The organism is Thermomicrobium sp. CFH 73360 (genome assembly GCF_023806465.1).
Classification (GTDB): domain Bacteria; phylum Chloroflexota; class Chloroflexia; order Thermomicrobiales; family Thermomicrobiaceae; genus Thermomicrobium.
This window is the reverse complement of sequence record NZ_JAMSLS010000009.1, coordinates 49,495-62,084: the sequence shown is the minus strand read 5'-3', so window position 1 is coordinate 62,084 and position 12,590 is coordinate 49,495. Positions and strand designations below refer to the sequence as shown.

At 59.5% G+C, this 12,590-nt stretch carries 10 protein-coding genes, 1 tRNA gene and 1 pseudogene; 10 read left to right on the top strand and 2 right to left on the bottom strand.

The window, feature by feature from the left end:
- From NET03_RS12430 to NET03_RS12395, 8 genes and pseudogenes are all read left to right on the top strand, one after another.
- A pseudogene (locus tag NET03_RS12430) lies at window positions 1-275 on the top strand (aminomethyl transferase family protein); the annotation flags it as partial.
- A gap of 732 nt (window positions 276-1,007) precedes the next feature.
- A complete protein-coding gene (locus NET03_RS12425) occupies window positions 1,008-2,174 on the top strand; it encodes an ABC transporter substrate-binding protein (protein ID WP_252129242.1) in 1,167 nt (388 codons plus the stop codon).
- Between the two features lie 198 nt (window positions 2,175-2,372).
- The gene (locus NET03_RS12420) at window positions 2,373-3,302 is read left to right on the top strand and encodes a DUF6282 family protein (protein WP_252129241.1); all 930 of its coding nucleotides are present in this window, start codon (window positions 2,373-2,375) and stop codon (window positions 3,300-3,302) included.
- A complete protein-coding gene (locus NET03_RS12415) occupies window positions 3,299-4,030 on the top strand; it encodes a PIG-L deacetylase family protein (protein ID WP_252129240.1) in 732 nt (243 codons plus the stop codon). Before NET03_RS12420 ends, NET03_RS12415 begins: the two co-directional genes overlap by 4 nt.
- 23 nt (window positions 4,031-4,053) lie before the next feature.
- A complete protein-coding gene (locus tag NET03_RS12410; RefSeq protein ID WP_252129239.1) occupies window positions 4,054-4,719 on the top strand; it encodes a 4-carboxy-4-hydroxy-2-oxoadipate aldolase/oxaloacetate decarboxylase in 666 nt (221 codons plus the stop codon).
- A 37-nt stretch (window positions 4,720-4,756) separates the two neighbouring features.
- A complete protein-coding gene (locus tag NET03_RS12405; protein ID WP_252129238.1) occupies window positions 4,757-5,737 on the top strand; it encodes a VOC family protein in 981 nt (326 codons plus the stop codon).
- 396 nt (window positions 5,738-6,133) lie between these two features.
- Window positions 6,134-7,852 carry a CapA family protein gene (locus tag NET03_RS12400; protein ID WP_252129237.1) on the top strand — a complete coding sequence of 573 codons (1,719 nt, stop codon included), beginning with the start codon at window positions 6,134-6,136 and terminating at the stop codon, window positions 7,850-7,852.
- A gap of 291 nt (window positions 7,853-8,143) precedes the next feature.
- Window positions 8,144-8,217, top strand: a tRNA-Asp gene (locus tag NET03_RS12395).
- Window positions 8,218-8,310: 93 nt separating this feature from the next.
- Here NET03_RS12395 and NET03_RS12390 read toward each other — a convergent pair.
- Window positions 8,311-9,096: an SDR family NAD(P)-dependent oxidoreductase gene (locus tag NET03_RS12390; protein ID WP_252129236.1), complete on the bottom strand. Its 786-nt coding sequence runs from the start codon at window positions 9,094-9,096 to the stop codon at window positions 8,311-8,313.
- Window positions 9,097-9,437: 341 nt separating this feature from the next.
- Between NET03_RS12390 and NET03_RS12385 the strand changes: the two genes are divergently transcribed.
- The gene (locus NET03_RS12385; RefSeq protein WP_252129235.1) at window positions 9,438-10,487 is read left to right on the top strand and encodes a mannonate dehydratase; all 1,050 of its coding nucleotides are present in this window, start codon (window positions 9,438-9,440) and stop codon (window positions 10,485-10,487) included.
- 471 nt (window positions 10,488-10,958) lie between these two features.
- Window positions 10,959-12,221 carry an ATP-grasp domain-containing protein gene (locus NET03_RS12380; protein WP_252129234.1) on the top strand — a complete coding sequence of 421 codons (1,263 nt, stop codon included), beginning with the start codon at window positions 10,959-10,961 and terminating at the stop codon, window positions 12,219-12,221.
- Between the two features lie 8 nt (window positions 12,222-12,229).
- On the opposite strand, the gene NET03_RS12375 is transcribed toward NET03_RS12380, so the two are convergent.
- The gene (locus NET03_RS12375; protein ID WP_252129233.1) at window positions 12,230-12,538 is read right to left on the bottom strand and encodes an oxidative damage protection protein; all 309 of its coding nucleotides are present in this window, start codon (window positions 12,536-12,538) and stop codon (window positions 12,230-12,232) included.
- Window positions 12,539-12,590 lie beyond the last annotated feature (52 nt).

Genomic DNA, 12,590 nt, shown 5'->3' with positions numbered 1-12,590 from the left:
TCAACGATGCCGGTGAGGTCGTCGGCTTCTCGATGTGGACCGGCTTCAGCTCCAACGAGGAGCGGGTTCTCTCGCTTGCAACGATCAAGGAAGAGTACGCCAAGGAAGGGACACGGCTGCGGATTGTGTGGGGCGAGCCGAATGGCGGATCGGGCAAGCCGGCGGTGGAGGGGCGTGTGCAGACCGAGGTCTGGGTGACAGTTGGACCGGCGCCGTACGCCGAGCCGGCTCGCCGCTACCGGGAGCAAGTGGCTCGGGCGCGTCGCTCCAGCTGAGATCCAACACCATTCCTAGGATCCCGGGCGGCTGCGCCGCCCGGGATCCTTTTCTGCTCTGCCCACACTATGCAGTTGATCTGTGTAGTTGGGCACAACCACGGTCCCTGCTTCCGGCCCATTTCGCTCTAAGACGGGTTTTTCCCTACATGAGGCGGCATGCTAGGTTTCTGTTCCTTCCCAAGCACTCCTGGCTTGAGACTCACCTCTTCCACGCAGCTAGTTCGGCTTCGTAACAAGTCCAGATGTCTCCCCTTTCCCCCTGCCATCTGCAAGAAAATGACCAACAACGCGAATGTTCCATGCCACAGCCGGGCCCATAACCCATGAAAGGAAGATCTTGACTCGCTACAGCCGTGTGATTAGCATAGAGGTGAATCATGGCAGATGCTCCGCGTTCGGATAATCTGAACACACTGTTACTGGGTGGGAATGAAGTACCTGTGGGAAAGACTATCAATAGAGATACGGCAGCCATCAATCAGTCATGGTGTATTTTCGGCATATCCAGCGACCTACGGTACACGCTTGTACTCTCGCTCGTAGCCGATACGCATATTGAGCTGTAAGCGGTACTCCCACGAGCTTCGGAGCGCTGTGTGACGCCAGTACGGCTACATTCGTCCGAAACAGCGCGCTCTTGCGGCACATTTCACACGATTATCGTCGTGTGATCGGCGGTGTAAGTGAGCAGTTGGGGAGTCTCTCCGTCAACGTGAGGAGGGTTGTTACATGAATATGCGGAAGTTCACTCGCCGGACTCTGCTTGTAGCTGTCGCCGGAGCGGTATCGAGTAGTCTTCTTGCTGCCTGTGGCGCTGGCCAGCAGCCGACACCAACTGCTGCACCCGCTCCACCGACTGCTGCAACCATGGGAACAACGCCGACCACGGCTCCCGCCGTCACCCCGACTGCTGCGCCTACCGCTACCCCAACACCCGCGCCAACAGTCGTCCAGGCTCGCAAGCTCAAGATGCGCGTTGCCTTGGCCACCGAAGAAGCCGGGAATTTCATCGCAGTTGAAAAGGGCTTTTTCAAGGAAGCTGGACTGGATGTGGAGCTGGTTACCACACAAGGCACGCCCGGCGAAGTTATTCCGTTGGTAGCCGTCGGCCAGCTCGATCTCTTTAGCGGTGCCATTCAGGCGGCACTGGTCAACGCCCGCACACAGGGGGTCGAGGTGACCATTGTCGCCGGTGAAGGCGCACTGCGGCGCGGGAATGTGTTTCACGCCTATGCTGTGACGAAGCAGCTGTACGATCAAGGCGTCCGCTCGGTGGCAGACTTGCGCGGCCGCACCCTGGCGATGCCAAGCGACGCCGGCATCGACTTGCTCGAACTCAAGAAGGTGTTGGAATCGGGCGGGCTTTCTCTCGATGACATCAAAATGCAACTGATCCGCCTCCCCGACATGCCGACAGCCCTGCAGAACGGCGCGGTGGAGGCCGCTGAACTCGTCGAACCCTATGCGACGATCGCGACGAAGCAACTCGGTGCGGCTGTCCCAATTGTGGCCGGTGATCAGATCGTCGACATTGTCGGCGATAACTTCCCCATCTCGGTGATCGTTGTCGGCCCCCCAATGCTCAAGGATCGCGCACTGCTGGAGGCATTTCTCGTCGGATATCTCAAGGGAGCACGTTACTACCTCCAAGCGCTAAAGGATCCGGCGGCACGCGCTGAGGTCGTGCAGATTCTCAAGAATCGGACACCGCTCAAGGATGACAAGCTCTACGAGCAGATGACCTGGCCTGGTGTCTCTGAAGACGGCACCTTCGATCTCACCAAACTGGAGGAAGCACAGCAGCTCTGGAAGCAACGCGGCAAGATCCAGCAGACAATTCCCGTTGATCAGCTGGCCGACTTCAGCTTCGTCCAGAACGCAGCCAAGCAACTCTGAGGCGAACGCTCGTCGCAGGCCAGCCAGAATCTTCGCCTCTCTGGCTGGCCTGCCCCTTTTGTGTCTTCAGACGTAAATTCTTCCTTCTGAGCATGCTATAATCCTCCTTGTTGATTCCGGTCTTGCGTCAGTGCCTCACCCTCCGCCACGACCGACCGGTCCGAGCGGTGATGAACGAGAGGACGGAAGGTACAGGCGATGACAAGCGTTCACCCGGTTCCATCGCCACGGGCGCGGGAACTCGTTCGTGGGGCGTACGATCTCCACGTCCACTCTGGACCCGACGTCATGCCGCGGCGTATCGACGACATTGCACTGGCACGTCGCTTCCTTGACGTCGGCCTTGCTGGATATGTCATCAAGTCTCACTACGTCCCGACCGCCGAGCGCGCTGCTGTCGTGCGCGCGGCTGTCCCGGGTGTCCAAGTTCTGGGGTCTCTCACCCTCAACCGGGCAGTCGGTGGTCTCAACCCCCTCGCTGTCGAGATCGCGGCCCGAGAAGGAGCACGGCTTGTCTGGCTCCCCACTGTAGACGCTGCGAATGAACGACGACATCTCCAACAGGCGCTGGCTGGTGCGAAACTACCATATTGGGCACGTCTCCAGCGAGAGATGCGCGAGACTGGCTTTGACGTGCCACCCGTTGACGTCGTTGGACCCGACGGCGACGTCGTCCCAGAGCTCCGTGCCGTCCTCCGTCTGATCGCGCGGCATGGTCTGGTCCTAGCCACAGGACACCTGGGTCGTGACGAGATCTTTGCCGTCGTTCAAGCGGCCCGTGAGGAGGGTGTGCGCCACATCATCGTCACCCATCCCGATTTCCCCTCCCAAGCCCTCACGGCAGAGGATCAGGTCAGGCTTGCAGAGATGGGCGCCTATCTGGAGCACTGCTTCACCCCGCTCTACAGCGGCAAAGTCCTTTGGGAAACGGCGTTCGCTCACATTCGCGCCGTCGGCCCAGAACGCGTCGTCTTGAGCACTGACCTCGGCCAACCAGACAATCCGCCCGTCGAAGACGGATTGGCACTCTTTGTTGACCGTCTGCTCGAAGCAGGTTTCAGCGAAGAGGAGATCCATACGATGGCCGTGCGGAATACCGTCCGACTCGCCACTGGGAGGGAGCAATGACTGGGGTTCAACGCCTACTCGTCGTCGGGGCACATGCTGCCGACTTCGTTTGGCGAGCAGCTGGAGTCATCGCCCTTGTCACGGCCAATGGCGGTGAAGCCACTGTGCTCGCGCTGTCCTACGGAGAACGCGGCGAGTCCGGTGAACTCTGGAAGGAACCGGGCCAGACGATCGAACGCGTGAAAGCCATCCGCCACGAACAGGCCGAACAAGCAGCCCACGCGCTCGGTGCACGCTTCCTTTGCTTTGATCTTGGAGACTATCCGCTCGAGGTGGACCGCGAGGCGACGGAACGGCTAGCCCAACTGATTCGAGATTTCCGCCCTGAGGCGATCATTACCCATACCCCAGTGGATCCCTTTAATCCTGATCATCCGGTCGCACACGAGGCCGTCCAACGTGCTCGCCTTCTCTCCTCTGGTGCCGGCGTCGCCAGCGCTTTTGCGACGGTGGAGCCCCCACCGCTGTACTACTTCGAGCCGCACCAGCCCGAGTTGTGCGGCTTCGTTCCCAATATCTTTGTGGACATCACACCGGTCTACGAAAAGAAACTAGCCGCAATGCAGGTCATGGCCTCGCAGCAGTACCTTCAGCGCTACTATGCCGAACTTGCGGAACGACGAGCCAACCATGCACGCCGCATTTCGGGCATCAAGGACATTCGTTATGCCGAGGCATTCCAACGCGTCACACCGCTCGTCGCCCGTGAACTCCTCGGTCACGGCTGAGCGCCTGGAATCGGAGGACGTTGATGACTCGAGCAGAAGAGCGTGCCATCGAAGATCCAGTGCTCACCGAGGCGTGCCAGGCCTTCAGTGAGCTCGGCGTCGCCACCGTCTATGAGGCTTCCGGTCGTCAGGGACTGATTGATCTCCCACTCATTCCGATTACTCCCGGGCAACGTGTCGCCGGCCCGGCGTTGACCGTGCTCTGTGGTCAGGGAGACAACCTTATGGTTCATGCCGTCATGGAACGCGTCTTCCCGGGCGCCGTATTGGTCATCACGATGCCGGAACCCGAACCGGTCGCACTTGTTGGGGAACTTTTGGCGATCCAAGCGAAAGTCCGTGGTGCAGCAGCACTCCTTGTCGATGCTGCAGTGCGCGATGTTGACGAACTTCGCGCGATGGGCCTTCCTGTGTGGACACGCTTCATCCGAGTCCGCGGTGCAACAAAAGAGACGATCGGTGATATCGACGTACCAGTGGTCGTCGGCGGAGCACAGATCAAGCCTGGCGATATCATCGTGCTGGACGACGACGGCGCAGTTGTCGTAGCACGTGAACGCGTCTCATCCGTCCTCGAGAGTGCGCGCGCTCGTGCCGAGCGAGAGGCACGTCTCCGTGATCGGCTGCAAGCTGGGGAGCTGACGTACGACCTTCATGGGTTGCGTGTCGTCGTAGAACGAAAGCAGTGAGGTAAGCGTAACGTCCGAGAGCAGGGGAGGTAAGGAAATGCACGACGTGACACTTTACATCGGTGAACCAAGCTGCGATATGGCTCATCTCGCTCATCTCGAACTGCTTACTCCGACCCTCCAGGAGAGCGAGCGTTTCTTCGTGGACTATCTCGGGATGACGGTGAGTGAACGACGTGGAAATGCCGTGTATCTCCGCGCGTGGGACGATTACGCGCACCACACGCTCAAACTTACTGCTGGCCCGGTGCCGGCAATGGAGCACTTCGCCTACCGCGTGAGCTCGCCGGAGGCACTGCAACGACGCGTGGCAATGCTTGAGCGTACAGGGCTCGGTTTAGGTTGGATTGATGGCGACGCCGGCCACGGCCCGGCCTATCGCTTCCGGACACCCGACGGACACATCGGCGAACTCTTGTGGGAGGTTGAATGGTACCAGCCGACACCGGAGACGAAGCCGGCACTGAAGAATCAAGCTTCCCGGTTCCCGGCACGTGGTTGCAATATCCGCCGACTCGACCATATCAATATCTTTGCGGCCGACGTCCGGGCAACTCGCAAGTTCCTGCAAGAGAACCTCGGGCTTAGACTCACCGAATGCATTATCTTCGATGATGGCTCAGAAAAGGGTGCCTGGGTCACCGCTAACAATAAGGGCTATGAGATCGCTATTACCGAGGACCAGACGGGTGCACGGGGACGCTTCCACCATGTCTGCTACGCGGTGGACACTCGTGAGGAAGTCCTCCGTGCTGCGGATATTGCCATTGAATTCGGGTACCGTATCGAGTACGGCCCACACAAGCATGCCGTTCAGCAGACTGTCTTCCTCTACGTTATGGAGCCAGGCGGCCATCGTATCGAGATCGGTTGCCCAGGAGCACGCCTGGTCTTGGCGCCTGATTGGAAGCCGATTGTCTGGACCGAAGCCGAACGCAAGCGTGGGCAAGCATGGGGCTTGCCAACTGTTGCCACCTTCCATACGTACGGTACTCCACCTGTCGAAGTCGCACGCTGAACGAAGCGGACAATTTCTCAGTGTCTCCGCATGGGGATGCGGCTTCAGCCGCATCCCCTTCCAACTCGGTGACCCAACCGACACTTCTGGAAATACCGCCCTCGTCGCACGTTCCCGCAATGGCCACACGCCTGTCTCCCAATTGCTCCTTTTCACGGCTCTTTTGCCGCGCCACGAGCAACCTTATGGACTGTTGGGATATCATTGACTGAGCGGAGTGGGGTAGCAACGAAGTGGTCGAGCTGATCAATAAGGCAGTGGCGAGACTGCATTATCCGCTGCAGAGGTACTTGCTCCATGTCGCAGGAGAGGCCGGGGCACATAGGGTTGCTCTAACATGGCACCCTTGGTAAGCTCCGCAATACTAAACGAACTTCCGGCTTAACAGGGGAGCCTATGCAGCGGAGTTCGGATGCTCTCCACTGGTTGGCTGACCACCGCAGACGTCTCCCCCGACGTGGCTTTCTCGCGCTCGCCTCGTCCTTGCTTGCCTGCCAACCCGCTCCACGACGTTCTTCAGAGCAGGTCACACCGTCACCGACGCCGACCCACCCACCATTGCACCCGCGAGCCGACCGGCCCCTCCGAGCACTTGCCAGTCCCACAGTGACGATCCATGTCCCTGACCTGCCACCGACGCTGGCGCGACAAGCCCAACATTGGCTTGCCCGACTCCAAGCGACGCTTCCCCGTCATTGGTCGCTTCGCTTGACCACCTCGCGCGATGCCCTTTTCCACCTCCACGCCACCGTTGGCACCCCGGCGGCATATGTGATCGGTGGGCGAATGTTCGTCCCCGTCACCACGCACGAGAATCTCGTGCGCAGCCTACCGCACGATGCACTCCGCGCACTCATCAACGGTACGATTCGCAACTGGCATGAACTCGGTCATCCAGAGAATCTCCCGGTCCTCCGCGTCTCGGTCGAGCAGTATGGCTATCAGCTCACGGCAGCGGACAGGCGCGTCCCGGATGTCGCTGCACTCACTCGGTTGACCAGCCTCGGCCTCTTCGCTCTGATCGAACCCGATGCCACTACAGCATCCCTTCGTGTCTTATCGGTCGACGGGAGAGATCTCTTCCGCTCTCCCGGCATTGCATCCCAGGTCCCCGAACTTGTCGAGTGGCTCGTCCTCGACGGCCCTACCCACCTCTTGCCCATCGACAGCCTGCCACCCGAACCGCTCCCTCACCCGACCTTTACCACCATTACCGTCGCTGGCGACATCATTCTCGGCCGAACAGTCCACCGCGTCATGATCGCACGCCGCGACTGGCAGGCCCCCTTCCGCCACATCGCGACTGAACTGTCGTGGGCCGATCTCACGATCGCGAACCTCGAATGCGCGCTCACCCGACGGTACCCTCCCCCGGAAGATCCTTACACGCTTCGTTTCCTCTCCTATCCGGATGCACTTGCCGGGCTGCAGCTCGCTGGGATTGACGCGGTCAGCCTCGCAAATAACCACAGCATGGATTTCGGCTGGCTGGCACTACAGGACACCAAAGAGGCCCTTGCCGCGGCCGGAATCGCCTCGTTCGGCGCAGGGGTCGACATCCAAAGCGCACTTGAACCTGCCATCCTCGGTGCTCGGACATCGACCGTTGCACTGCTGGGCTTTGATGGTGTCTCTGCTGACTGGTATGGCGCGACCGATGAGTCACCGGGGACTGCGCCACTTGATCCCGAGCTCATCCAGCACGCTATCAGTGCCGCTGCAAATCAGGCGACGATCGTGATTCCATTCTTCCATTGGGGCGTGGAGTACACGCTCGTCCCGACCGCGTTCCAGCGGGAAATTGCCCGCCTAGCCATCGACGCCGGCGCCACGTTGGTCGTCGGATCACACCCCCACTGGGTCCAGGGGGTCGAATGGTATCGTGGTCGCCCAATCTTTTACTCGCTCGGCAATTTTGTTTTCGACCAAGAGTGGTCACCCGAGACGAAGCAAGGTCTGATTCTCCACCTCTGGTTCCGCAACTCTGATCTCATGCGTTACGAACTGCTTCCGGTCATCATTGAGGACTATCACCGTCCCCGACTCGCCACAGAAGCGGAGGCCACGATGATCCTCCGTCGGGTGCAGGAGTCTACTCGCGCACTTCGCTCCTGAGCCGGAGATCGCTAGACTCACAGCTCACATCAGGTGACCAAACGGCTACACCAGACTCAATGATCACTGACCGGTCAATCCTGCCCTACTGAGCATGCTGAGGCTGTGAGACTTTGCGCCCGGTGCTCGAAGATGCAGCATCCACGTGGCCGAACAGCTCAACCCACCGCGACGTGGGTCACTCTTGGCTCATGGACCGCAGTGCCGCAAGCGATCCTCGCCCATTCGTGTTGTGCAAGCCACCCTTGACAACGTTGGCCTCGCTATGCCATACTTTCGCCGTGACAACGCGGAGGCGTGGTGTAGAGGCCTAACACGCGGCCCTGTCAAGGCCGAGATCGCGGGTTCGAATCCCGTCGCTTCCGCTGAGTTTTCAAGCGCGGTCTGAAGGCCGCGCTTTTCCTCTTTTTGCGTGGCCTTCAGAAGCTGGTGAGCTCATTCCCACGTGTGCAGGTCCTTCACTGCGGTGTCTCGCCTTGCTCCCACCACAGCCCCATCCGCGCCTGTGTACCGCCATCCACAAACAACACCTGGCCAGTGATGAAGTCCGCGTCATCCGAAACGAGAAAAACCGCCGCTTTTCCAACGTCCTCTGGCCGACCAACCCGTCCCCATGGTACCATCTGGTTCCCTCGTTCCGTCGCATACCCGGGAATCTGGAAGTATCGTGGCACTTCAATCAGCCCAGGCCCAATCGCATTGACCCGAATTCTGAGCGGCGCCAGTTCGATGGCAAGCGACCGGGTGAAGGCAATGATCGCCCCCTTCGTCGCCGCGTATGCCGCATGCCGCGGAAATCCTGCAGCACCGTGAATCGAGGTGATGTTCAGGATTGCCCCACTACCGCGTTCCAGCATATGACGCACAGCCTGCTGAGCACAGAAAAAAGTCGCACGCATATTCAGGTCAAAGAGCTCCTCATAGACCTCCTCCGGGAAATCCAGAAATGATCGCGCGCGCGTCACCCCCGAATTGTTAACTAAAATATCAAGACCACCAAGCGCTGCGGCTGCCTCGTCAACAACGCGCCGACACTCTGCCACTGAGCGGAGATCTCCACCGAGCGCCACCGCCTGGCCACCATTCCGACGGATCTCCTCAACTGCCGCCTCTGCTCCTTCACGGCTGTGAGCATAGTGCAGCGCTACCGCAGCTCCCTCCGCAGCGAGTGCCAGTGCGATGCCACGGCCGATCCCCATCCCAGCCCCGGTGACAAGGGCACGCTTTCCATCTAACCGTCCCACCCCTTCATCCTCCCTTCGTCACGATCCCTCTCCGAGGACGCAGTATCGCGTGATCGCAGCACAACGAGTAGTCCCTCTCTATGCCATCTGTACCGTCGGTGCTGAGATCGTTTAAACAGGCCAACAACTTGAGAGATCTCGCAACGGGTAGCCAGAGGGCCATTGAGAAGGACGCTCGTAACCCCCACAACAGGACACCCGATGCACCCCCAGTCACAGTCACGCGCGGTCGGAGCCATCCACCCCAACAATTCGTCGGACGCAACAGAGGGGGTATCTTCCGCATACGCGTCTTCTGGGCGACAATGGTCTCGGCGATTGCGAAATGAATGGGGGATACTATGGAACTCGCCCTGATCCTTCCTCCTTGGCCCAATGAGCGCTGGAAACTGGCATTGCAGTTGGGTGTCACACATGCGGTCACGACTTTGCCATTCCACGTTGCGGGAGGACATCAGGCATCGAACCCACCAGGGGTACCTCAGCCCGTTGTGCCGCACGACGTGCCACCGCCGGAATATCGTCCCTGGGATTTCATGCCTCTCCTACTCATGGTGCAACGCTTCCGTGAGGCGGGGATCACCGTCTCGGTCATCGAGGCCTCCCCACCGATGCACCGTGCCCGGCTCGGTCTGGACGGTCGCGATGAGGAGATCGAATGGGTCATCACGCTCATTCGCAATATGGGCAAACTCGGAATTCCGGTCTGGTGCTGGAACTGGATGGCCGTGATCAACTGGGCACGCACCTCGACGACCACGCCGACACGCGGTGGAGCACTCGTCACGAGCTATGACCACGAACTTATGGAACGAGCAGGCCCGACAGTCTACGGCGAAATTCCGGCAGAACGGCTCTGGCAGAACCTCGAATACTTCTTAAAAGCGGTCGTTCCAGTCGCTGAGGAGGCTGGCGTCCAGCTCGCCCTCCACCCCGATGATCCCCCTGTTCCATCCTTGCGCGGGATCGCACGAATCCTGATCACACCAGAGGCACTGCAGCGAGCGCTCGACCTCTACCCGAGCCCTGCACATGGGTTGACCTTTTGCCAGGGCACAATCTCAACCATGGGTGTCGACGTCCCACACTGGATTAGACATTTCGGCCGACAAAACAAGGTTCACTTCGTCCACTTCCGTGACGTGCGCGGTGGCCCGACACAGTTCGTTGAGACCTTCCACGATGACGGACAAACCGACATGTATGAAGCGATGAAAGCCTATTACGAGATTCATTTCCAAGGCGTGATGCGGCCAGACCACGCACCAACGATGGAGGGCGAGCCGAACACCGAGCCAGGGTACATGATGCTCGGGCGTCTCTTTGCCATAGGATACATGAAAGGACTGCGCGAGGCTGTGCTGAAGACCGCCGCCGCTTCAGTCTCGTAGTGTGCGACAGTTGTAGTCGAGAGTACCTCGCCCTGGGGGAGCAAGACACTTCGCCTTCGGCACTTCCAGGTCATCCTATCCTGTTCTGATGCTCCCACCACTTCACTCTTCAGAGGACTGCGCGATTGATTGCCGCACAACTCGGCGCCCCTTCGACAACAAGGCTTCGAGTTATCAGCATCAATCTAAACCCTTTCTGAGATCGCGCTCCTTACGTGCTGCAAAGAGGCCATGGGAATCCAGAGACCCCAACGAGATCTCCCATGTGTGGCTTGATACGACACTCAGGTCGCGCAAGGAAATAAGCGCTGATCGCACCAGCAGCGACGAAAAGTCGGTCACCGCCTACAGACTTCTTGACACGTCGCCACACTCACGGTCGTGACGTGCCCCACGGGAACGTCTGCTGATGGAAAACAATTACACTTGTTGTGGCATGCTCACACACGAGGGCGCGAGGTGACGAGCAAAATGAGTGCACATCCCCGTCGCATCATGCTTCTGACTACACCGACAAGCTACCGTACGGCCGCATTCCTCACTGCCGCCGCGCGATTGGGTATTGAGGTTCTGCTCATTGAAGACACGCCTGAGCCCCTCCGGCAGATGTGGGAACTCCGCTACGCCGTTGACTTCAGCGCTCCAGAATGCGCCGCGGAAGAACTCGCGCGCCTTGCTCAAACACATCCGGTTCGTGCTGTCGTACCCGTCGACGACTCCGGGACACTCCTCGCTGCGCTGGTGTCTGAGCAGCTTGGCCTTCCAAGCAATGACCCCGGTGCAGCGCTCGCCGCCCGCGACAAATGGATCATGCGTCAGCGGTTCGCAGCGGCCGGTGTTCCAGCGCCAAAGGCTCAAGCGTTCCCCGCCCTGGTAAACCCGGCAGAAATTGCAGCCTACGTCTCCTATCCGTGTGTCATCAAGCCTACTCGGCTCTCCGGCAGTCGCGGCGTGATTCGAGCAAATAATCAAAACGAGTTCACGGACGCGTTCGAACGTGTCCGTGCCATCTTAGAGAGCGACGGGATGAACCTGCAGCAGGCGTCCATTCTCGTCGAGCCATTCGTGCCTGGTTTCGAGGTCGCGTTAGAAGGGCTATTGACCAATGGCAAACTAGAGGTCCTCGCCCTGTTTGACAAACCTGATCCGCTCGACGGTCCCTACTTCGAGGAGACGATCTACGTGACGCCGTCACGGTTGTCACCCGAAACACAAACAGGGATCGTCTCGGCTACATGGCAGGCAGCGCAAGCGCTCGGACTCCAGACCGGACCGATCCATGCTGAGCTTCGCGTGAATGATCAGGGGCCTTGGGTTATCGAAGTTGCCGGACGGTCAATCGGCGGTCTGTGTTCGCGCATCCTCGAGTTTGGAACCGGGACGACGCTCGAAGAACTCATTCTCGCCCATGCGGTCGGCGATCCGATTCCCTCCCGAGATCACCAGAGAGGTGCGGTCGGTGTCATGATGATTCCGATACCAGGTCGGGGCATCTTGAAAGGCGTTGATGGTATTGCCGAAGCGCAGCGCGTACCCGGTATTACCGGTATCGAGATCACCGTGAAGCGCAACCATCGGATTATTCCATTGCCGGAAGGAGCGAGCTATTTGGGGTTTATTTTCGCACAGGGAGACAGTCCTGACAACGTCGAGACTGCACTACGACGTGCTCACGCGCAGCTCCGGATTCGCCTCGCCCCCGAGCTCCCTCTCATCACTGCCCGACGCGTATGAGGATTCGCTCACTTCTTGCGCGCTGGAGCACCTTTCACCGGTTGTCCAACGCCTGGTGGCACCCAGCCCTCCGGCAACTCCTCTTCTTCTCCGAAGAAGAACGTTTCCATATGCTCACGGAGAATGGTACGATCCTCCGGGTCAGCTGGATTCAAACCGTAATGATTGATCACGATCGTCTGATACTCACGCCACAGCTCCCAGGCCTCTTGGGAGACCTCCCGGTAAATGCGCTCTCCCAGCGGACCGGGGAAAGGCGGTCGCTCAAGACCAGGCAATTCCCGCTTCAACTTCACGCAGTAAACCATACGCGCCATGGTGAGCCGTCCTCATTCGTCGTCGCGTTTGACACTGCGGCAAGGGTATCGA

Excerpts from the sequence above, each read along its gene's own strand:
- NET03_RS12425 (WP_252129242.1), top strand. The coding sequence starts at position 1,008 with ATGAATATGCGGAAGTTCACTCGCCGGACTCTGCTTGTAGCTGTCGCC.
- NET03_RS12420 (WP_252129241.1), top strand. The coding sequence starts at position 2,373 with ATGACAAGCGTTCACCCGGTTCCATCGCCACGGGCGCGGGAACTCGTT.
- NET03_RS12415 (WP_252129240.1), top strand. The coding sequence starts at position 3,299 with ATGACTGGGGTTCAACGCCTACTCGTCGTCGGGGCACATGCTGCCGAC.
- NET03_RS12410 (WP_252129239.1), top strand. The coding sequence starts at position 4,054 with ATGACTCGAGCAGAAGAGCGTGCCATCGAAGATCCAGTGCTCACCGAG.
- NET03_RS12405 (WP_252129238.1), top strand. The coding sequence starts at position 4,757 with ATGCACGACGTGACACTTTACATCGGTGAACCAAGCTGCGATATGGCT.
- NET03_RS12400 (WP_252129237.1), top strand. The coding sequence starts at position 6,134 with ATGCAGCGGAGTTCGGATGCTCTCCACTGGTTGGCTGACCACCGCAGA.
- NET03_RS12385 (WP_252129235.1), top strand. The coding sequence starts at position 9,438 with ATGGAACTCGCCCTGATCCTTCCTCCTTGGCCCAATGAGCGCTGGAAA.
- NET03_RS12380 (WP_252129234.1), top strand. The coding sequence starts at position 10,959 with ATGAGTGCACATCCCCGTCGCATCATGCTTCTGACTACACCGACAAGC.
- NET03_RS12375 (WP_252129233.1), bottom strand. The coding sequence starts at position 12,538 with ATGGCGCGTATGGTTTACTGCGTGAAGTTGAAGCGGGAATTGCCTGGT.